Source organism: Prochlorococcus marinus str. MIT 0912 (assembly GCF_027359595.1).
GTDB classification, from domain to species: domain Bacteria; phylum Cyanobacteriota; class Cyanobacteriia; order PCC-6307; family Cyanobiaceae; genus Prochlorococcus_B; species Prochlorococcus_B marinus_C.
Genome location: NZ_CP114783.1, coordinates 1,731,057 through 1,749,862 on the forward strand (window position 1 = coordinate 1,731,057; position 18,806 = coordinate 1,749,862).

The following is an 18,806-nucleotide window of genomic DNA, read 5'->3' on the forward strand; positions in this document are numbered from 1 at the left end:
CAAAAAGGGGGTGATCAAAATCTCACCCCCTTTTTAATGAGAAGGGAATCTGCGACTTGACCTGGCAGACAAAAGTAGTAAATTTGTATTAGTTTAATCTTAGTTAAAACGGCGATTAAAGCATCTTATAGGCGGGTGCTTTTTGTCTCTTGAGTCATGCAAATGAGCCAACCAATAAGAGAAGCATTGCCAACTCCATCAGGGTGGTTAGTTGCTCCTGCCAGAGATTTTTGCTTGTTTTTTATTCGAGATCCGAAATCGGTCATGATTGCACCGACTGTCTTCACCCAGCTTTGGTATTGCACTGAAGAAGGGATTCCAACCAAATTGAAGAACACAAGACGATTGGACTATGAATCTGCCCATGAAACTTGGAATGAGCTCCTATCTAATGATTGGGAGTTGGTTGACTATCAGATTAATGATGCCGCTGCATAGTGGGGCATTATCAAAAAAGCTTATGGAACCCGGTTTATTTGTGTTTTATCAGATGTGAAGTGAAATAGTGTTTGTCGGGAAAATTATGAGTTATTGATTGAACTCTGATAAATATTGATTGAACTTCATTTTAAACATTGTGTTACTATTAAATATTTTAATTGCTGGTTTCAAAAGATCTTGATAACTTTTCCAGCTAGATATTTCATTTTTGTTTATTATTTTTGAATTAAATTTATTTGTTATTTTTATTGTTGTTGGATCTAGATTAGGCTTTATATATTTAATGTCATTCTCCCATCCAAGCCAATTAAGAAGATGTTTTATTTCTTCTTCAGTATTTGTGACTAGATTATCATAATTCAGAAAATATACTTTAGAACTATACTTTTTTTTGTATTTTTCCATTAAAGCATAAACTTCTATCCAAAGCTTTGCTGATTCATCTATAGAGCAGGAGTAAGTGTGCTTATTTCCCATATTCTTTTTATAGATTTCTTTGATGTTGTCTAAAGGATTTCTATAGCAATAAATAACCTTTGCTGTTTCTATTTCGCTGATAATTAAACCGTAATTGAATACATTTATTGGAATTGTTGCAGAAATAAATTGTTTGCCAATATAATCAGCTTGTATATAATCATAATAGAGTTTTAATAAACTTGGATTAAGTGAATTTTCTTTTGCCTCTAGATATATTTTGATTGCTTTCTCTAGTGATGGGTTCTCTCCCAATTTTGTTAGTTTATTATTACAAGCAAGTATAGATTCAGTAATTGTTTTACCTGATCTTGGCATTCCGAATATGAAAATTGGAATTGGAAAATTCCTAGTATAATTTAATAAAATTTTATTTTCTTGCAACTCTTGATCGAAAATATTTATATTACGTGTAATATCTAAATAATCTGAACCATATATATTTCGGTTCAAGTTATTGGCTTTTTTTAGATATTTGGAAGCTTGTGAGAACTCATATTTTTCTTCTAGTATATTGGCCCTAGCGAAAAAAATATCAACCTGATCTTTTTCTCTTGAATGATTTAATATGCTTTCAGAGAAAAGTTTATCTTGCCATTTATTTTTATTATTTGAGGGATTAAGAGTTGATAGAGCAAAGTATGCTTTAACTAGATTAGGATTAAGTTCAATGGCTTTTAGTATTGATATTTCTGCTTGTTGAAACTTGCCAAGATCTTTTAATATGTTTCCAAGATTATTGTGAGCAGCAGAGAAGTTAGGATTAAGTTCAATGGCTTTTAGCATTGATATTTCTGCCTGTTCTAATTTTCCTAGAACTCTAAATATATTTCCTAGATTATAATGAGCCTCTGTGAAATTAGGCTTGAGTTCAACTGCTTTGCGATAAGAGTTTTCAGCATCTTTAAATTTTCCGAGGTCTCTTAATAAATTGCCTAGATTCGAATGAGCTTCTGCGTAATCAGGTTTGATTAAAATTGCTTTGCGATATGATAATTCTGCTTCTTCTAACTTGCCCACATCACTTAATATTATTCCCAGATTGGAATGAGCATTAGCGAAATTGGGATTGAGTTCAATTGCTTTACGAGTAGATGACTCTGCATCTTGATATTTTCCAAGATCTTTTAAAATGACTCCATAATTAGAAAAAACTCTGTGATCATTACATCCTTGATTTATTATCTGTTGATAATATTTTGTAGCTTCTTGAATATTTCCTTTTAGATGAAACTGAATTGCTTGATTGATTATTTTTTCTTTAGAATGTTTGGTTTTTTTATTGCTTTTCTTTTTAGATTTTTGCTGCTCTCCAAAGCCTTTCATATTTAAAAATTTCAGGGTCTTTTCTTCTTTTGACCATAATATCTTTCTACCGACGTCCAAATTGCTGTTTTAGAAATAAAAAAAGACCCCATTCAGGGGTCTTTGGCTCTACTTAGGTGCTCTTGGTAGAGGGTCTGAGTGCCCTCGTCGGGACTTGAACCCGAGACCTCTCCCTTACCAAGGGAGTGCTCTACCGCTGAGCTACAAGGGCTTGTGGAAAGATGGGCCGGGTTGGATTTGAACCAACGTAGGCGTAGCCAGCGGATTTACAGTCCGCCCCCATTAACCACTCGGGCACCGACCCGATCCACTACGTGAGATTAACAGCAAATGGTGCCACTTTTCTCGAATTTGTTGGTCCTTTGAGGTCGGAATGGATACGATCGTGAAAGATGTTTAATTTGTAAGCAATATGGATCTTTTACTTATTAATGGTCCGAATTTGAATCTTGTCGGAAAAAGGGAACCTTCTATTTATGGCTCGCAAACTTTAGAAGACATTCAAGACGAGTTATTGACTTTTGCAAGTGAACTTGATGTAAGGCTTAAATTCTTTCAAAGTAATTCAGAAGGCGAGATGATTGATTGCATTCAAAATAGTGTTAGTTCCATTGACGGAATATTAATTAATGCAGGCGCTTATACGCATACCTCTATAGCTCTTAGAGATGCCTTATTAGGAGTTGCTATTCCTTTTGTTGAAATACATTTAAGTAATATTTATTCGAGAGAAGAATTTCGCCATAAATCATTCCTTTCAGATAAAGCATTGGGTTTGGTTTGTGGATTTGGATCAAATAGTTATCAACTTGCTTTGCAAGGTATGGTTTCTTATTTAAAGCGAGTGTGAGGTGCTTATGGATAATTCAAAATCTAAATTTGTTGGGCAATCAAAGATTCGCTGGCTAATAAATGAGACTACTGAGGATTGGGTAGATCTTGCAATTTCTAATCCAATGGAAATACTTTTGGATCATGCACATTGTGAAAGAAAGGCTGCTGGAGTAGCGTTACAACTCATGTTTCGTTATGTAAGTGAACCAGGTCTGTCAGAGGTCCTAAGTCCATTAGCACGAGAGGAACTTGAACATTTTGAGAGGGTTTTATTTATTTTAAATGCTCGTGGAATAAAACTTCAAAAATTAGCCTCTCCTCCCTATGGAGCTATTCTTGCCAAAAATATTTGCAAAGATGAACCATTACGAATGTTGGATAGCTTTCTCGTTGCTGGACTTATTGAGGCAAGGAGTCATGAAAGAATGAAATTATTGTCTATACATTCTCCTGATATTGAACTTCGTAATTTATACGCTGACCTACTAAAAAGCGAGGCTAGGCATTTTGGAATTTATTGGAAGTTGGCAGATGAACGTTTTGATCGAAATATTCTTACTACTAGGTTAGAAGAATTAGCTAAGGTTGAATCTGATGCTTTACTTGAAATGCATCATCAGCCAAGGATGCATAGTTAATTGTCTTTTGTAAGTGGACAGAAGTTGCCCAATCAAATGAAAGTTTTGACTATTACTGCCGTAGGACCGGGCGATCCATCTTTATTGACTCTGGCAGCAGTTGAGGCCATTCAAGAATCAACAGTTGTTTCTTATCCTGTATCTACCTTGGGCGGAGAAAGCCTTGCTGAAAAAATTGCTTCAAAATGGATAACCAAAGATAAAAAAAAATTGCCTTTACATTTTCCCATGGTTAACGATCAGAACACTTTAAAAAGTGCATGGCGATTTGCTGGGAATGAATTAATGAAGATGGTTGGGAATGGTGAAAGAGTTGTTTTCCTTGCGCAAGGAGATATCTCTCTTTTTTCGACAGGCTCGTATCTTTCAAAGGAGTTAGAAAAATATCATCCAGAATGTGCTGTTAAATTAATTCCAGGAGTTACATCTTTTTCTGCAGCTGCCGCGAATAGTAAGTTTTCACTTGCTTTTCAAGATGAACAATTACTTGTATTACCCGTTCCAGACTCATATGAGGAGCTGAAGGTTGTTTTGTCTGATGCAGCGTCTAAAAAAAGGGTAGTTGTCTTGCTTAAACTTGGTAAAAAATGGGAATGGGTCCAACCTTTGCTTAAAGAACTTAATCTAATAAACAAATCTATATTCGCAGAAAGAATAGGATTTTCAGATCAACAAATTCTCAGGGCATCTGATCTACCGGCAGGGACTAGGCCCTATTTCTCTTTATTGTTGATTAGACAAAGTTGGCCGTTGAGAATGCCTTAAAACTTTTTAGTTGTATTTAATCAGTTCATCTTCGAGTAGTTTTATTGCGTCTTTTGGAGTACTTGCTCTAACTAATTTATGGCGGAGAGTAGATGCTCCTTGAAACCCCCTACAAGTCCAATTCATATGTTTCCTAGCAATCAAAAGGCCATGATCACCTTTCTTCGTAACTAACAATTTTAGGTGCTCTAAAGATAAACTGACTTTCATCTTTGCGTCAGGTGGTTTGAAAGTTTTTTGATTTTTAATTTCTTCATCAATTTGCCCAACAAGCCATGGAGCGCCCATACTTGCTCTTCCTATCATTATTCCATCGGCATTAGTAATCTCTAGGCATTCAATAGCATCTCGAGAGTTTTTAATATCACCATTAGCAATGACAGGAATATCTACTGACTTTTTGATTTTTGAAATAGCTTCCCAGTTGGCACATCCAGAAAACCCTTGCTTTCTCGTCCTTCCATGTACAGTTATTAGTTGTGCCCCAGCCTCCTGTAGCCCTAAAGCAAAAGATACTGGATCACTTGTGGTTTCACACCAACCCAACCTTATTTTTACTGTTAAGGGAATTGATATAGCTTTTGAAACCTTTTTGACGATTAACTGAGCAAGCTCTGGCTCTTTTAATAGAGCACTTCCTCCTCCTTTCTTGGCAATTTTTTTTACTGGGCAACCCATATTTATATCTATAAGAAATGCACCAGATGACTCGGCTTTAATTGCAGCATCTATCATTGAATCTGGTCTATGGTCAAAAAGTTGAACGCCAATTGGTCCACTTTCTTCTGAAAGTTCAATTACTTTCTCCTCCCCATGACCTAATTTCAGACTTTTAGCATTTACCATTTCGGTAAAAAGTAAAGCTTTTGGGGACCATCTACGAACAAATTTCCTGAATATTTGATCGCTTACACCTGCAAGTGGGGACTGAATAACCGGACACTCCAAAGATCTGGAAGTCCCATTGCCTGATAAAAAAATTGGAGATAACTCTTTCATCTTCAAAGTAACTTTGGATTTATCTCAGTCATTACAAAAAAACAAAGTTTTATTTGTCTCACTGGTTTCTGAAAATAAGCAAAAAATACTTATTGATGATTTTAAGGAAATTGGTACTTGAAGAAAAGCTAGCAAAAGCAGAAGTATTGCTATTAAAGATGGTTTGTTAGTTAATGAATCCCTTTTGTTTTTGGTCAATCTTTTTAGGGATCTTTGATTTCTAAATTTCATTTTGGAATTGAACTCTTAGCTCATACTTGTAGTATGAAGAACTAATCTTGATTCTGACCTATAAAGGGTGAATAATCTTATGAAAGGTAGAGAAATTTGGCGCTACCAATAGTCGCAATAATTGGACGCCCAAATGTTGGGAAATCTACATTGGTGAATCGCTTATGTCAGAGCAGAGAAGCCATTGTTCATGATGAGCCAGGGGTAACTAGAGATCGAACTTATCAAGATGGATTTTGGAGGGATAGAGACTTTAAAGTTGTGGATACTGGAGGCCTGGTTTTTGATGACGATAGTGAGTTTCTCCCTGAAATTAGAGAGCAAGCTAATCTTGCGCTTGAAGAAGCCGTAGTTGCATTGGTAATTGTTGATGGCCAAGAGGGAGTTACTACAGCTGATGAATCGATTGCGGAGTTTTTAAGGTCTCATTCTTGCCAAACAATAGTTGTGGTAAATAAATGTGAATCACCCGAACAAGGTTTAGCAATGGCTGCTGAGTTTTGGAAGCTTGGTCTTGGTGAGCCCTATCCAATTTCTGCCATTCATGGTGTAGGGACAGGTGATCTGCTTGATCATGTGGTCAATTTGTTTCCCTCAAAAGATTTAGATGAAGTCAGTGATTCTCCTGTTCAATTAGCTATTATTGGTAGGCCAAATGTTGGCAAGTCAAGTCTTCTTAATTCTATTTGTGGAGAGACAAGAGCAATTGTTAGTTCGATTAGGGGTACGACTCGAGATACGATTGATACTCGAATTACTCATCAGGGAAAACAATGGAAATTAGTTGATACGGCGGGAATACGTAGACGTAGAAGTGTTAATTATGGCCCTGAATTTTTTGGTATTAATCGCAGTTTTAAGGCAATAGAAAGAAGTGATGTTTGTGTATTGGTTATAGATGCTTTGGATGGCGTCACAGAACAAGATCAGAGACTTGCAGGTAGAATTGAGCAGGAAGGAAGAGCTTGTTTGATTGCCATTAATAAATGGGATGCTATCGAGAAAGATAGTCATACCATGTCTGCAATGGAAAAAGACATTCGTGCGAAACTGTATTTTCTTGACTGGGCCGAGATGATCTTTACATCTGCACTTACGGGGCAAAGAGTAGAAGGCATTTTTGCATTAGCTACGTTGGCTGTTGATCAGAATAGAAGAAGGGTCAGCACCTCAGTAGTTAACGAGGTGCTGACAGAGGCATTGAAATGGAGAAGTCCTCCTACCACGAGAGGTGGAAAACAAGGTCGTCTTTATTACGGTACTCAAGTAGCTATTAATCCTCCAAGCTTTACTTTATTTGTGAATGATCCTAAATTGTTTGGCGAAACATATCGAAGATATATTGAGAGACAAATTAGAGAGGGACTAGGGTTTGAAGGGACTCCTGTAAAATTATTTTGGAGAGGGAAGCAGCAACGCGATGTCGAAAAAGATATGGCACGCCAACAGAAAGGGGGTCAGAATTAGTAATTATTTATGGATTGGCTAAAAAAGATTCCAATTGGTCAATATGTCTCAGGCAAATCTAGCTGGCTTCGTGTTATCGATCCTAGAATCAAGCTCTCATGGATCCTTTTGTTTTTGTTAACGCCAATTTTAGCTAATTCCGTTTGGAGGATTTCAACAGTCTTTGTTCTTTTATTAATTACATTTCTAAGTTTTCTCCCTCAACGTATCTGGTGGCGGTCTCTGGTGTTTTTATTGGTTTTCTCTTTGATTATTGGATCCTTATCGATGGTTTTACCTACTAGTGAAGCATCATTTGATTTGACAATAAGAGCTCCTGATGAAATACCAGGAACAATTGTTTTGACTCGATCATGGGAGGTTTTCAGATTGGGACCATTTGACTTAGGGGGGGGGGCATTAGGACCGTTGATTGTCGATCGTCGCTCTGCAGAATTAGGTATTAAAACTTCGACCTTGATTTTTACTGTTATTCATAGTGTTAATTTGATGTTAATTACAACACCACCTGAAGATCTTGTATGGGCAATTAGATGGTTTTTTTCGCCTTTAACTTTATTGGGATTTCCCTTAGAAAAATTATCATTTCAACTTCTTTTGGCTTTACGATTTTTACCTTTAGTTCAAGAGGAACTCCAAAACTTATTTCGTTCAATTGGTGTGAGGGCTATTGATTTTAGAAAATTGGGACTTAAAAGTTCATTGGGTTTGTTTGTATCTTTAGCTGAAAGACTATTGTCAAATATATTGCTTAGGGCTGAACAGGGGGCTGATTCTTTGATGTCCAGGGAGGGGCTTTGGCTATCGTCAAAACAACTACGATCTTGCATTGTTGTTAATTCTAAATATTTGTGGATTAATATAAGTTCGATTTTTTGGCTTTTGATAGCTATTAGCTTACGTTGTATGTATGGTACGTCTTAATTAAAAAAAATTAGATTTGAACGCTGAGCGCTATCTAAATCATCCAACTTTTGGAATGCTATATCTAGTGTCACCAGCAAGTAATGGTAGAGACGTATATGCAACTTTATATGCACAGAAAATATTTTTTTTAGTTACTTTGCAACCACGGGGCGCAACTTTTGAAGTTATTCCATATATGGATGCTAGACATTATTCAGAAATGCATTTAGCTAAATGTAAAAGAGAAAAATCCTCTGATTTGGACGTTTGGCAAGAATTATTTAATCAAACTTTTATGTAACTCTATTTGACTTGATTTTGCTTTGTTCTAATGAATTTAAGGTCATTAAAGATTCTTTACCCCTTGGGGCTAATTTACTTGCTGTGAGCAAGGGACATGATCATGAATTGATACGTAAACTTTATGGTTATGGCCAGTTGGATTTTGGAGAAAGTCGTTTGCAGGAGGCTATTCCAAAAAAAAGCGATCTGAATGATCTAAAGCAAATTAGATGGCATTTTGTTGGTAAATTGCAGAAAAATAAAGTTAGAGGGGTTATTAAAGAATTTGACTTTATTCATTCTGTTGATTCTTTGCCGCTTCTTGAACGGATTTCGAGAATCTCAAAAGAAGAGCAAAAATCTCCGAATATATTTTTACAAGTAAAATTCAAAGATGATCCCAACAAGGGTGGATTTTTAAAACAAGATCTTCTGAAAAGTTGGTCCAAGATTATTTCTTTGAACAATATTAATTTGATTGGACTAATGACAATTCCACCAATAGCTCTTAATTCCTATCAAAGAAAAGATTTATTTTGTGAATGCAGGGATTTTGCTAATCATTTGGGATTAAAGGATTGTTCGATGGGAATGAGTAACGATTGGCAAGAAGCTATTAAAGCTGGTACTACTTGGATTCGATTGGGATCTATTTTGTTTGGCAAACGTCAGATTTAGATAAATTGTTGAAGATATGAAAAAACTAATAAAAAAGCTTGCCCCTTAAGATAAGGAACGTTATTTAAGTATATGGTTCATCCTTCATATTGTTGAAGATGTATCGATTGTTGGCTTATCCAACTTTTTAACAAATCATCCCGAGAGGATTAACTGGTGTCGCTTATTTCCCGTCTTCGTGCTGTCGTCGCTGGCGATGACTTTTTAGATAGTGATTTTGATGAGCTCGATTACGAAACAAGTGATGATTTTGAGAATTTTAATAGAGGCAACAAAGAAGGAAGTGGAGAAATGGCAACCATTTCTCAGACTAACCCTTTTGATGGAAGGAGTGGGTTTAGTTCTTCAAATGTCATTGGTATGCCTGGGATCTCAACAAATGATTCTGAAGTTAGTTTGATGGAACCTAGAAGCTTTGATGAAATGCCAAGAGTGATCCAAGCTTTGAGGGAGCGTAAAACAGTTATTTTAAATCTCACAATGATGGAGCCTGATCAGGCTCAAAGAGCAGTTGATTTTGTCGCAGGTGGAACCTTTGCGATTGATGGACATCAAGAAAGAGTCGGAGAAAGTATTTTCCTTTTCGCACCTTCTTGCGTAACAGTAACCAATTCATTTCAAGAGGAAGCCTCTCCTTCAAGTATGAGTAATAAAGGTACTGATTTGATTTCTAAGGAAACCTCTCCTGCTCCAGAGCCTGCTTGGGGGGAGACGGTAGCTACAGCTCTTTGAATGATTGAATAGTTTGGAAATTTCTATTGGGATAATTGGTCTTGGCAGTATGGCAAAGGCTATTATTTCACCTCTTTTAAAGAGAGGTGAATACCATCCTCAACATGTTTTAGGAATTGTTGGTAGGAGCTCAAGTATTTCATCTGCTTTGAATGATCTTCCAAAGGAAGTGAAAGTTGTATCTAGTGAAGATTCTTTCTCCAGAGAAGTATGGAAAGCTCCTTTGAAGATATTGGCTGTAAAACCTCAACAATTAAATCAAATTAAAGAACCGGTCTCATCATTCCAATCGAATGATCAGCCTCTTAAACCTTTATTAATTTCAGTGTTGGCTGGAATAACATTGAAAAGTCTTAATAAAGCTTTCCCTGGACACACATGTGTTAGAGCAGTGCCAAATACCCCTTCTCTTGTCGGCCAAGGACTTACTGGCCTGGCCTGGCCAGATGATATTACTATTGATCAAAAGGAAGTTGTTAGAAAGATTTTTGAACCCATAAGTGAAATTTACGAGTTAGAGGAGCAAAAACTTGATTCCTTTTTGGCTCTAACTTCTTCAGGACCTGCATATATCGCTTTAGTTGTTGAAGCAATGGCTGATGGGGCTGTTGCCGCAGGATTACCACGATATTTATCGAATCAATTAGCGCACAAAACCCTTTCAGGCACTGCCTCTCTGCTAAGAGAAAAAAAAATACACCCTGCTCAACTAAAAGATATGGTTGCTTCTCCTGCCGGTACTACAATTAGTGCTCTTCGACACCTTGAACTTGCGGGCTTGAGATCCGCCTTAATTGAAGCAGTTGTTTTGGCAGCTCAGAAGAGTCGTCTATTGTCCGAAGAAGTTTCGACTTAGATGATCTAAGAATGTTTGCATAGAGAGTTTCAAGTGAGTCAATGTTTTGTTGAAGTGTATATTTTTCTTCTACTCTCAAACGCGCACGTCTTCCTAATTCGTGGGTAAGTACTGGTTGATCACGCAAAACCGGTAAAAGGGTCCTTAATTGAGAAGTAACCCCCTCAGTGTTAAGTATGATCCCTGCTCCGTTTTTAAGCACTTCTCCATCTGCTCCAGCATCTGTCGCGATACATGCAGTTCCTGTTGCCATAGCCTCGAGCAAGGCTATCGATAATCCCTCTACAAGACTTGGAAGTAAAAAAACCTCGGCAATTTGCAGAAGGGCGACTCTTTTATTTTGATCGGCTTCGTATCCCCACCAAACCACATTATCTTCCTTATTAAAGATTGAATGATTTTCGAGTGTTGGCCTTAGTGGCCCATCTCCTACTATTACTAGTCGACATCCATTAGGTTGGACAAATCTCCATGCACGTAGTAAAGCTTCAACATTTTTTTCAGAAGCTATTCTGCCCATATAGATAAATATTCTCTCAGCACCAAGTTTTTTTCTTAGTTCAAGTTGAAGCTCACTTTGAGAATTGCTTGGTTTAAGAGGCTTCCATTTTTTTATGTCAATTCCATTAGGGATTACTTCTAGTCGGCTCTCTTTTACTCCTAGTTTTGCAAGAACCTCCGCTTGCAAATCTGAAAAAACAATTACTTTGTCATACTTAGCTAATGATGGAGCATAAAGTTGATAGGTAAGTTGCTGTGTATTGGCTGTAAGATTTCTGAGTTTTGAATCGAAAGCAGGGTGAAAAGTTGCGATCAAAGGTAAATTAAGTTGATGACAAAGCTCAGGTAGTCGAAAATCTAATGGAGAGAGAGTCAGGCTCGCATGAACTAAATCAGGTTTAAGTCTTGAGAGAGATTCTCTAAGTTCTCTTTGAGCATTTAAAGAAGGGATTGTATAAACTTGAGATTTAATTAAATAAGGAAGACTTACATCAGGATCATTTGCTAGTAAGGAAGTTTTATTATTCCCATCTCTCATTGGGTTATCAAAGTGAATAAAACTTGTTTGATATCCCCTTGCTCTAAGCTCTTCAGTGGTGCTAAGCCCGTAACAGACGTTCCCGCAAAAAGGGGTTTTTTTGCCTAGCCAGGCGATATGGGTCAAACTCTAAAAAACCGGTATTTCAAATTAGCAGCTAGCTTATATTTCTTCTCAAACTATTGTTAATAATTAAATAATTTATAAATAAGATACTTAACTATTAATTATTTAAAAAATATGTATGCTCCTACTTAGTATTTAGATCATTACTAATTATTACCTCTCTCATCATTTGAAGAGATGTGATTCTTCTTTGTAAATGAGTTTCAATCCAGGTTTCAACAATTTTAAGTAGTTTTAACCAGACTTTTTTAGGACCCAATAATTTTCCATTACTGTGAAAAGGTAATTTTTCTTGTAAAAGTCTTTGAAGTAAAGCCAGTTCAGATGGATTCAGCTCAGTGCTTGCATTAGGGATTGTTCCAATCGCAAAACCTTCTTCAGGAATAAAACTGCACTTCCAGCTCCATTCTCCAATAGGGGGTATAAGCCTTGAGCCAGAATGACAACAGTTTTGAAGTGGTAAGCAATATCCTCCTAAAGCCAATAAATGTATACACGATTGAACGCTTATTGCTAGAGCGGTTAATGAATCGACTTCTGTTTTATGTAAGTCATTTAATCTATCTAAATGGATTAAAACCAGTTTAAGTATATCTTTTTGTGGATCTTCATTTCCAACCATAAATAAAATCAGCTCTGAAATTGCTTGTGCTGCTGAAAGAGTTTCGATACTTTTGCCAAGATTCCCATAACTCTTAAGGATCTTTATTTGTGTAACTCGCCTAAGATTTTTTTTGCCAACGATGTTTAAATCTAAAAAATTAAAAGGAGAGGTTGCTCCAAGTCTGCTTTTGGGTTTTCTTGCTCCTGGTATGGCAAGACGAGATATTCCATTTTCTTCGCTAAGTATGGTTAAAAGCCTGTCATTTTCACCAAGAGGACCAACCTTTAAAGACAGTCCTTTCATTCTTTGATTTGAATTCATTACTCCTTTCTTTTTTGTTCTTGAGCAATTTCAAACCCAAAACTTGTCCCAATATATGTTGATCCTGCTTCAATGATTTCTATTGCTTGACCCAAAGTTTTAATACCTCCAACAGTTTTAATTGAGCAGCGATTCTTAACAATTTTTGCAACATGATTAGTTTGATTATTGGTAATAGATGGACCAAAACCATTACCTATTTGAATTCCGGTTGCTCCAGCATCAATTAAAGCATCTATTGCTAAAGCAAGTTTTGAAGAATTTAATAGTGTATTTGCATCAATTATCACTCTTACTGGAATACCAAGTTCACTTATTTGATTTATTTCATCACCAAAAAGTTCGACATTTCCTTCTTTTAAGGCTAAATAATTTGGAACAAGATCTAATTCTTCCGCTCCATTCTCGATCGCATACTCAGCTTCTTTTAGTTTATTAAAAGTTGGGATAAACCCAAAAGGAAAGGCAATTACTGAGATTAGTTTTGTAGCACTTTGGCTACCTAACCTCTCACGTGCAGATCCTAGAAAGGAAAGACTTGTGCATAAACCTGCAAAACCATTTCGCTTGGAGGCATCACAAATTTGAACAAGCATTTCTTGATCGAAATGAGGATTTAAAACTGCTTGATAAATCACATTAGAAATATTGGCATGTGCTTGTTCCAAGCTGTTTTTACTCATTTGACTTTAAGTATTTAAATTTTTTCTTGGATTACGCCATAGCCTCCTTGATTTCTCTTATATATAACTCGCAAAGCTGATCCTTCTTCTTCCCTAAATAAATAAAAGTCATGATCAATCAGGTCTAATTGGACTCTTGCCTGTTCAATGCTCATGGGATCCATCTCGAAATATTTGCGTCTTATTCCTGGGCTAGGTAGAAGTGGCTCTTTGCCTTCAATGAGTGAATGATCTGAAGAAGAGAGATTTTGAGTTTCTTCGTTTTGGACTGATTTTGTTGACTGATTATTATGAACATTATGACTGTTATGTCGCTCTTTGTACTTACGTAATTGTCGTGCAAGTTTATTTGCTACTAAGTCGATGCTTGCATAAAGATTCTCACTTCTTTCTTGGGCTCTTATTACTGTTCCGTTTGCAAAGACAGTCACCTCAGCTGTCTGTTGTGGCACGCGAGGATTTCGAGCGACTGAGAGGTGGACATCAGCTTCTTGCACCATTTCTTGGAAATTGTGAGTTGCCTTATCAATTTTTGTTTTGGTGTAATCACGAAGTGATGGAGTTAATTCAAGATTGCGTCCATGGATAAGAAGCTTCATTCTGTTTCGCCTGAGTCAGGGCCTAATAGCAACTTAGATCTAACCCCTCAACTTGCACAATCTTCTTCCGCTTTTCTTTTTGAACCTAAAAATATTGTGCCATTTGAGACTGCCTTAGGTTGGCAGAAGGATTTTCAAAAAAACCTTATTGAGGAACCGTTCTCACCCCAAGCAGTATGGCTTCTTGAACATTTTTCTTGTTTCACAATGGGTAGAGGTAGCGACAAAAAAAATTTGTTGTTCGAAGAAAATAATTCTCCTTTGCCAGTTTTTAGTATTGAGAGAGGAGGTGAAGTTACGCATCACATGCCTGGGCAGATCGTTGGATACCTAGTTTTAAATTTAAGTCTTCACAAAAAAGACTTATCTTGGTATTTGAGAGAATTGGAGCAAGTGCTGATTGATGTTCTTGACTTGTTGGGAATAGAGGGAAAGAGGGTAGATGGCTTAACAGGAGTTTGGTGCGAAGATAAAAAGGTTGGTTCAATAGGAATTGGTTGCAAGAGATGGGTGACTCAGCATGGATTTTCACTAAATGTAGATTGTGACCTAATTGGTTTTGAAAAGATAATTCCTTGTGGACTAGATAAAGTGAAAGTAGGGAAATTGAGTGATTGGATACCTGGCATCAAAGTCTGTGACGTTACGCCTCTTTTAAGGGAATCTGTTAAAAGACGTTTTAAATTGAACTGGGAAAAAATAAATCAACCTCTTTAAATATCACTAAAAAAATAACAAATTATTTTTTGGCTATGACAAAAACTAACTCACAAAAAAATATATTTTCTTCTGAGGATGCTTTGGCTTTTTGGATCCCTAATAGGAAAGAGGAACAAGCAATCAATAGAAGATCTCATCTTAATAAGATCACTCAAGTTGACGAGATTTGGGAACTATTAAAAGTTCAGTTAGGGGAGGTGTTGGCGGTTGATTCACCACATACTTTCCACCCAGAAAGCTTTACATATGAAGAACTTGCAGAAAATATTTCTATGGCAGCCTCTGCTTTTTCTCAGGTCGGAGTAGAACCTGATGAGGTGGTCGCTCTTTTTGCCGAAAATAGTCCTAGATGGCTCATCGCCGATCAAGGTCTTATGCGAATAGGTGCAACAGACTCTGTTAGAGGTGCGACTGCTCCACCAAGTGAACTTAGATATATTCTTGAAGACTCAAATGCGGTTGGATTGATTGTTCAAAACTCCGATGTATGGGAAAGACTTTCGCTTAATGATGATCAAATCAATAGTTTGAAATTTGTTCTTCAACTTGAGGGTAAAGCTTGTGAAGGCGTTTTTGAATGGGAGAGTTTTTTGAAGAAAGGATTGAATATAGAAAATGTAAGTAAACAGGAGAAAATAATTGATAGGCAACCAAAAAGAATAGCAACCATTTTATATACTTCTGGAACGACTGGTAAACCTAAAGGAGTTCCACTAACACATTCTAATTTATTACATCAAATCAGGTCTCTTGCTTGCGTAGCGAACCCTTCTCCGGGTGCGCCTGTATTAAGTGTCTTACCAATTTGGCATTCATATGAACGTAGTGCAGAATATTATTTTTTTTCTTGTGGTTGTACTCAAACATATACATCAATTAGGCATCTTAAGGAAGATTTGCCAATGGTTAAGCCAATAGTAATGGCAACAGTTCCAAGACTTTGGGAGTCAATAAAGTTAGGGTTTGAGGATGCTGTTGATAAAATGCCGAGACTGAGAAAGACCTTGATAAAAAGTGCGATTTCTAATAGTAAGGCATATAAATTGGCTCGAAGAAAACTTTATTTTTTAACTATTGAGAGTGTTTCTAGTTTTGAACAAATTGTCTCTTTCATAGAGATTCTGATGCGGTACCCAATTCATAGAATTTCTTCTATTTATTTGTGGCCAAAAATTCTTACCAAGATTTGTGGAGGAAGATTGAGATTCCCAATTAGTGGTGGAGGTGCAATTGCTCCGCATATTGATTCTTTCTTTGAAGCTTTAGGTGTTGAATTATTAGTTGGTTATGGCTTAACAGAAACTAGTCCAGTCCTTACATGTAGAAGGCCTTGGAGAAATATACGTGGAGGTGCAGGTCAACCTTTACCAGAGACTGAGATAAAAATAGTAGATCCTGAAACATTCCAAATAAAAAAACTGCGTCAAAAAGGTTTGGTTCTTGCGCGTGGTCCTCAAATAATGTCTGGTTATTTAGGGAAACGATCTGAATCGAAGAAGGTTTTAGATGCAACCGGCTGGTTTAATACTGGAGATTTAGGGATGTTGCTTTCTGATGGATCCTTAATCCTGACGGGAAGAGCAAAAGATACGATTGTGCTAAGTAGTGGAGAAAATATTGAGCCTGGACCTTTGGAGGAATGTTTGATTGCTAGTCCATTGATAGAGCAGGCTTTGCTGTTGGGGCAAGATCAAAAATATCTTGCTGCTTTGATTGTTCCAAGAATTGATAACGTAAAAGAATGGCTTGCCGAAAGGGGTGTGAATTCAAAAGTTGTTCTTGGAATATCTCCTGAAAATTATGAATTAAGACAATCTCTAAAATTGGAAATGAATCAAGCACTGGCAAATCGTCTGGGATCTAGAAGAGAAGAGAGATTATTTTCAATTGCCTTGGTAGAGCCATTTACAATAGAGAATGGCTTGTTAACGCAAACTCTTAAGCAAAAACGTGAAAAAATTATCCAACGTGATTTGAAACTTATAAATGAAATATATGGTTTGTAATTTGTTTGTTTGGCCAATTAAATTGACCAATACAGTCTTTTACTGAGACTCTATGAGTCGAACTATTATTGATTGATCAGGTGGACTCAATTTCTATAAAACGTTCAATAACTGTAAGAGCAGTTGTAACACCTTCATGGAAAGAGGAGGCTGAGCGAGAATTAAGTAATGCAATATCAGCAATAGATCAGCAACTTGGTGAATTAGAAAAAGAAGGACAACAAATTGTTGATGGTATTAGACGTCAGAGCTCTAATCCCCTTGACCCAAGAGTTCAAGAGCAAGTCGCCCAAGTTCAGAACCAAGTTGCTTCAAAGAGATCGGAATTTGAAGAACAAAAAAGAAATCTTCTGTCACAGCAATCTCAAGTTCGTGAGTTGGAGATGGAACAAATCGTCGAGCAAGGACAAATTGACAGCTTTTGTGATTTAAAAGTTGGTGATAACTTAGTCAGTAAAATGGGTGTGAGTATTTTGGTCAGAGATGGCGTAGTAGAGGCAATTGATCAAGATTGAAATTTGGTTGAACTACAATTAGTCCAAAAATAATTTTTGATATTAAGAAGAAATCCACATAAAAAAAACTATCGTTGTAAGGACACTCATGTAGAACTAACATTGGTATGTATTGATACTTGCAAAGCTTCTAGATAGAAATTTTTGAAGCCTTGCCAAAAACTCTCCATAAAGGAAATAGGAACAAATTATGGCCACTCATGACATCTTTATGCCTGCTTTAAGTTCAACTATGACTGAGGGCAAAATAGTTGAGTGGCTAAAAAAACCTGGAGATAAAGTTGAAAGAGGTGAGTCAGTTTTAGTTGTTGAGTCAGACAAAGCTGATATGGATGTTGAGTCTTTCCAAGATGGCTTTCTTGCTTCGATTGTGATGCCTGCAGGCAGCTCTGCACCTGTTGGAGAGACAATCGGATTGATCGTTGAGACAGAAGATGAGATCGCTGCGGCTCAAGCAAATGCACCTTCTCCTTCCCCGCAATCAAGTAATCAAGAAAAAGAGAGTTCATCGCCTCAAGTTCAAGAAAAACAAGCCTCTGTTGACTCTCCTAAAGCAACAGTAGTTACAAAGGCATCTCCTGCACCTCTTGTTTCAGAATCCTCTGTAAATCAGGATCAGTTTTTAAATGATGGTCGAATAGTCGCTTCCCCAAGAGCTAAAAAACTTGCTTCTCAAATGGGAGTGGATTTGGCAACTGTTAGGGGCTCAGGACCTCATGGACGAATACAAGCTGAAGATGTTCAAAGTGCAAAAGGGCAACCCATAAGCGTTCCTTGGATTGCAGAAAGTAATGCTCCAGCGAAAATCGTTTCTGACGTGCCTCGCATAGAAAAAAAATCTGTTGACTCTGGTAAGCCACCTGCTCCAGGGAAAAGTTTTGGATCTAGAGGGGAAACAATTGCATTCAACACTCTTCAACAAGCTGTAAACCGGAACATGGAGGAAAGCTTAAATACACCTTGTTTCAGAGTCGGATATTCAATTCTTACTGATGAATTGGATGATTTTTATAAACAAGTTAAACCTAATGGAGTAACTATGACCGCTTTACTTGCTAAAGCGGTTGGTTTAAGCCTCGCTAGGCACCCCCAGGTGAATGCAGCTTTTAGTTCTGAGGGGATAGCATATCCTTCACAAATAAATGTAGCCGTTGCAGTCGCAATGGAGGATGGAGGGTTGATAACTCCAGTGTTGCAAAATGCTGACAAGACCAGCCTTGCTGATTTATCCCTTCAATGGGCGGATCTTGTTAAGCGTGCGAGGAATAAGCAATTAGAACCTCAAGAATATAGCAGTGGTACATTTACACTCTCTAATCTAGGTATGTTTGGTGTTGATCGTTTTGATGCAATTCTGCCCCCAGGGACTGGAGCAATTTTAGCGGTTGGAGCTTCCTTGCCTAAAGTGGTTGCTTCTAAAGATGGCTCGATTTCAATCAAAAAACAGATGCAGGTAAATCTTACCGCTGATCATAGAGTGATCTATGGGGCTGATGGAGCATTGTTCCTGAAGGATTTGGCTTACTTAATCGAAAAGAACTCTCATAGTCTCTCATCTTGA

At 37.1% G+C, this 18,806-nt stretch carries 20 protein-coding genes and 2 tRNA genes; 14 read left to right on the forward strand and 8 right to left on the reverse strand.

What is annotated here, in order from left to right:
- Positions 1 to 162: 162 nt before the first annotated feature.
- Positions 163 to 438 (forward strand): DUF1651 domain-containing protein, encoded by a 276-nt coding sequence (locus O5640_RS09895; RefSeq protein ID WP_269612304.1) that lies wholly within the window; start codon positions 163 to 165, stop codon positions 436 to 438.
- A gap of 90 nt (positions 439 to 528) precedes the next feature.
- Here the strand turns inward: O5640_RS09895 and O5640_RS09900 are convergent, their stop codons facing one another.
- The 3 genes from O5640_RS09900 to O5640_RS09910 all read right to left on the reverse strand — a co-directional run bounded on the left by O5640_RS09900 (position 529) and on the right by O5640_RS09910 (position 2,548).
- Positions 529 to 2,244, reverse strand: coding sequence for a tetratricopeptide repeat-containing sulfotransferase family protein (locus O5640_RS09900; protein ID WP_269612305.1), 1,716 nt, complete (start codon positions 2,242 to 2,244; stop codon positions 529 to 531).
- Between the two features lie 139 nt (positions 2,245 to 2,383).
- Positions 2,384 to 2,455: transfer RNA gene (locus O5640_RS09905), tRNA-Thr, on the reverse strand.
- A gap of 11 nt (positions 2,456 to 2,466) precedes the next feature.
- A tRNA-Tyr gene (locus O5640_RS09910) sits at positions 2,467 to 2,548 on the reverse strand.
- Positions 2,549 to 2,656: 108 nt separating this feature from the next.
- Here O5640_RS09910 and aroQ point away from each other — a divergent pair.
- The 3 genes from aroQ to cobI are packed head-to-tail and all read left to right on the forward strand — an operon-like array spanning position 2,657 to position 4,481.
- Positions 2,657 to 3,094, forward strand: coding sequence for a type II 3-dehydroquinate dehydratase (gene aroQ, locus O5640_RS09915; protein ID WP_269612306.1), 438 nt, complete (start codon positions 2,657 to 2,659; stop codon positions 3,092 to 3,094).
- Positions 3,095 to 3,101: 7 nt separating this feature from the next.
- Complete coding sequence (locus tag O5640_RS09920) at positions 3,102 to 3,716, forward strand: tRNA-(ms[2]io[6]A)-hydroxylase (protein WP_269612307.1); 615 nt, start codon at positions 3,102 to 3,104, stop codon at positions 3,714 to 3,716.
- 36 nt (positions 3,717 to 3,752) lie between these two features.
- On the forward strand, positions 3,753 to 4,481 hold the full coding sequence (gene cobI, locus O5640_RS09925; RefSeq protein ID WP_269612308.1) for a precorrin-2 C(20)-methyltransferase: 729 nt from the start codon (positions 3,753 to 3,755) through the stop codon (positions 4,479 to 4,481).
- A gap of 6 nt (positions 4,482 to 4,487) precedes the next feature.
- Here cobI and dusB read toward each other — a convergent pair whose 3' ends face one another.
- A complete protein-coding gene (gene dusB, locus O5640_RS09930) occupies positions 4,488 to 5,480 on the reverse strand; it encodes a tRNA dihydrouridine synthase DusB (protein WP_269612309.1) in 993 nt (330 codons plus the stop codon).
- Between the two features lie 327 nt (positions 5,481 to 5,807).
- Here dusB and der point away from each other — a divergent pair, with 327 nt between their 5' ends.
- From der to proC, 6 genes are all read left to right on the forward strand, one after another.
- A complete protein-coding gene (gene der, locus O5640_RS09935) occupies positions 5,808 to 7,178 on the forward strand; it encodes a ribosome biogenesis GTPase Der (protein ID WP_269612310.1) in 1,371 nt (456 codons plus the stop codon).
- Positions 7,179 to 7,187: 9 nt separating this feature from the next.
- Positions 7,188 to 8,102 carry an energy-coupling factor transporter transmembrane component T family protein gene (locus O5640_RS09940; RefSeq protein WP_269612312.1) on the forward strand — a complete coding sequence of 305 codons (915 nt, stop codon included), beginning with the start codon at positions 7,188 to 7,190 and terminating at the stop codon, positions 8,100 to 8,102.
- A 16-nt stretch (positions 8,103 to 8,118) separates the two neighbouring features.
- Positions 8,119 to 8,385, forward strand: coding sequence for a PipX family protein (locus O5640_RS09945; protein WP_269612313.1), 267 nt, complete (start codon positions 8,119 to 8,121; stop codon positions 8,383 to 8,385).
- An 11-nt stretch (positions 8,386 to 8,396) separates the two neighbouring features.
- On the forward strand, positions 8,397 to 9,044 hold the full coding sequence (locus O5640_RS09950; RefSeq protein ID WP_269612314.1) for a YggS family pyridoxal phosphate-dependent enzyme: 648 nt from the start codon (positions 8,397 to 8,399) through the stop codon (positions 9,042 to 9,044).
- A gap of 156 nt (positions 9,045 to 9,200) precedes the next feature.
- On the forward strand, positions 9,201 to 9,776 hold the full coding sequence (locus O5640_RS09955; RefSeq protein WP_269612315.1) for a cell division protein SepF: 576 nt from the start codon (positions 9,201 to 9,203) through the stop codon (positions 9,774 to 9,776).
- 13 nt (positions 9,777 to 9,789) lie between these two features.
- A complete protein-coding gene (gene proC, locus O5640_RS09960) occupies positions 9,790 to 10,632 on the forward strand; it encodes a pyrroline-5-carboxylate reductase (protein ID WP_269613850.1) in 843 nt (280 codons plus the stop codon).
- Here the strand turns inward: proC and O5640_RS09965 are convergent.
- From O5640_RS09965 to hpf, 4 genes are all read right to left on the reverse strand, one after another.
- Positions 10,523 to 11,797, reverse strand: coding sequence for a glycosyltransferase family 4 protein (locus tag O5640_RS09965; RefSeq protein ID WP_269612316.1), 1,275 nt, complete (start codon positions 11,795 to 11,797; stop codon positions 10,523 to 10,525). The two genes, proC and O5640_RS09965, sit on opposite strands and share 110 nt — an antisense overlap.
- A gap of 124 nt (positions 11,798 to 11,921) precedes the next feature.
- Positions 11,922 to 12,722 (reverse strand): DNA repair protein RecO, encoded by an 801-nt coding sequence (recO, locus tag O5640_RS09970; protein ID WP_269612317.1) that lies wholly within the window; start codon positions 12,720 to 12,722, stop codon positions 11,922 to 11,924.
- A complete protein-coding gene (gene deoC, locus O5640_RS09975) occupies positions 12,722 to 13,405 on the reverse strand; it encodes a deoxyribose-phosphate aldolase (RefSeq protein WP_269612319.1) in 684 nt (227 codons plus the stop codon). Before deoC ends, recO begins: the two co-directional genes overlap by 1 nt.
- Positions 13,406 to 13,419: 14 nt before the next feature.
- The gene (gene hpf / locus O5640_RS09980; protein WP_269612320.1) at positions 13,420 to 14,004 is read right to left on the reverse strand and encodes a ribosome hibernation-promoting factor, HPF/YfiA family; all 585 of its coding nucleotides are present in this window, start codon (positions 14,002 to 14,004) and stop codon (positions 13,420 to 13,422) included.
- Here hpf and lipB point away from each other — a divergent pair.
- The 4 genes from lipB (at position 13,987) to O5640_RS10000 (ending at position 18,806) form a co-directional block, all read left to right on the forward strand.
- A complete protein-coding gene (lipB, locus tag O5640_RS09985) occupies positions 13,987 to 14,721 on the forward strand; it encodes a lipoyl(octanoyl) transferase LipB (RefSeq protein WP_269612321.1) in 735 nt (244 codons plus the stop codon). The genes hpf and lipB overlap by 18 nt on opposite strands.
- 35 nt (positions 14,722 to 14,756) lie before the next feature.
- The gene (locus O5640_RS09990) at positions 14,757 to 16,730 is read left to right on the forward strand and encodes an AMP-binding protein (protein ID WP_269612322.1); all 1,974 of its coding nucleotides are present in this window, start codon (positions 14,757 to 14,759) and stop codon (positions 16,728 to 16,730) included.
- A gap of 80 nt (positions 16,731 to 16,810) precedes the next feature.
- Positions 16,811 to 17,245, forward strand: coding sequence for a YlqD family protein (locus O5640_RS09995; RefSeq protein ID WP_011823206.1), 435 nt, complete (start codon positions 16,811 to 16,813; stop codon positions 17,243 to 17,245).
- A gap of 190 nt (positions 17,246 to 17,435) precedes the next feature.
- A complete protein-coding gene (locus O5640_RS10000) occupies positions 17,436 to 18,806 on the forward strand; it encodes a dihydrolipoamide acetyltransferase family protein (protein WP_269612323.1) in 1,371 nt (456 codons plus the stop codon).

Bases quoted from the DNA above. Each gene is read 5' to 3' on its own strand.
- O5640_RS09895 (WP_269612304.1), top strand. From the start codon at position 163: ATGAGCCAACCAATAAGAGAAGCATTGCCAACTCCATCAGGGTGGTTA.
- O5640_RS09900 (WP_269612305.1), bottom strand. From the start codon at position 2,244: ATGAAAGGCTTTGGAGAGCAGCAAAAATCTAAAAAGAAAAGCAATAAA.
- aroQ (WP_269612306.1), top strand. From the start codon at position 2,657: ATGGATCTTTTACTTATTAATGGTCCGAATTTGAATCTTGTCGGAAAA.
- O5640_RS09920 (WP_269612307.1), top strand. From the start codon at position 3,102: ATGGATAATTCAAAATCTAAATTTGTTGGGCAATCAAAGATTCGCTGG.
- cobI (WP_269612308.1), top strand. From the start codon at position 3,753: ATGAAAGTTTTGACTATTACTGCCGTAGGACCGGGCGATCCATCTTTA.
- dusB (WP_269612309.1), bottom strand. From the start codon at position 5,480: ATGAAAGAGTTATCTCCAATTTTTTTATCAGGCAATGGGACTTCCAGA.
- O5640_RS09940 (WP_269612312.1), top strand. From the start codon at position 7,188: ATGGATTGGCTAAAAAAGATTCCAATTGGTCAATATGTCTCAGGCAAA.
- recO (WP_269612317.1), bottom strand. From the start codon at position 12,722: ATGAATTCAAATCAAAGAATGAAAGGACTGTCTTTAAAGGTTGGTCCT.
- deoC (WP_269612319.1), bottom strand. From the start codon at position 13,405: ATGAGTAAAAACAGCTTGGAACAAGCACATGCCAATATTTCTAATGTG.
- lipB (WP_269612321.1), top strand. From the start codon at position 13,987: ATGGATAAGAAGCTTCATTCTGTTTCGCCTGAGTCAGGGCCTAATAGC.
- hpf (WP_269612320.1), bottom strand. From the start codon at position 14,004: ATGAAGCTTCTTATCCATGGACGCAATCTTGAATTAACTCCATCACTT.
- O5640_RS09990 (WP_269612322.1), top strand. From the start codon at position 14,757: ATGACAAAAACTAACTCACAAAAAAATATATTTTCTTCTGAGGATGCT.
- O5640_RS10000 (WP_269612323.1), top strand. From the start codon at position 17,436: ATGGCCACTCATGACATCTTTATGCCTGCTTTAAGTTCAACTATGACT.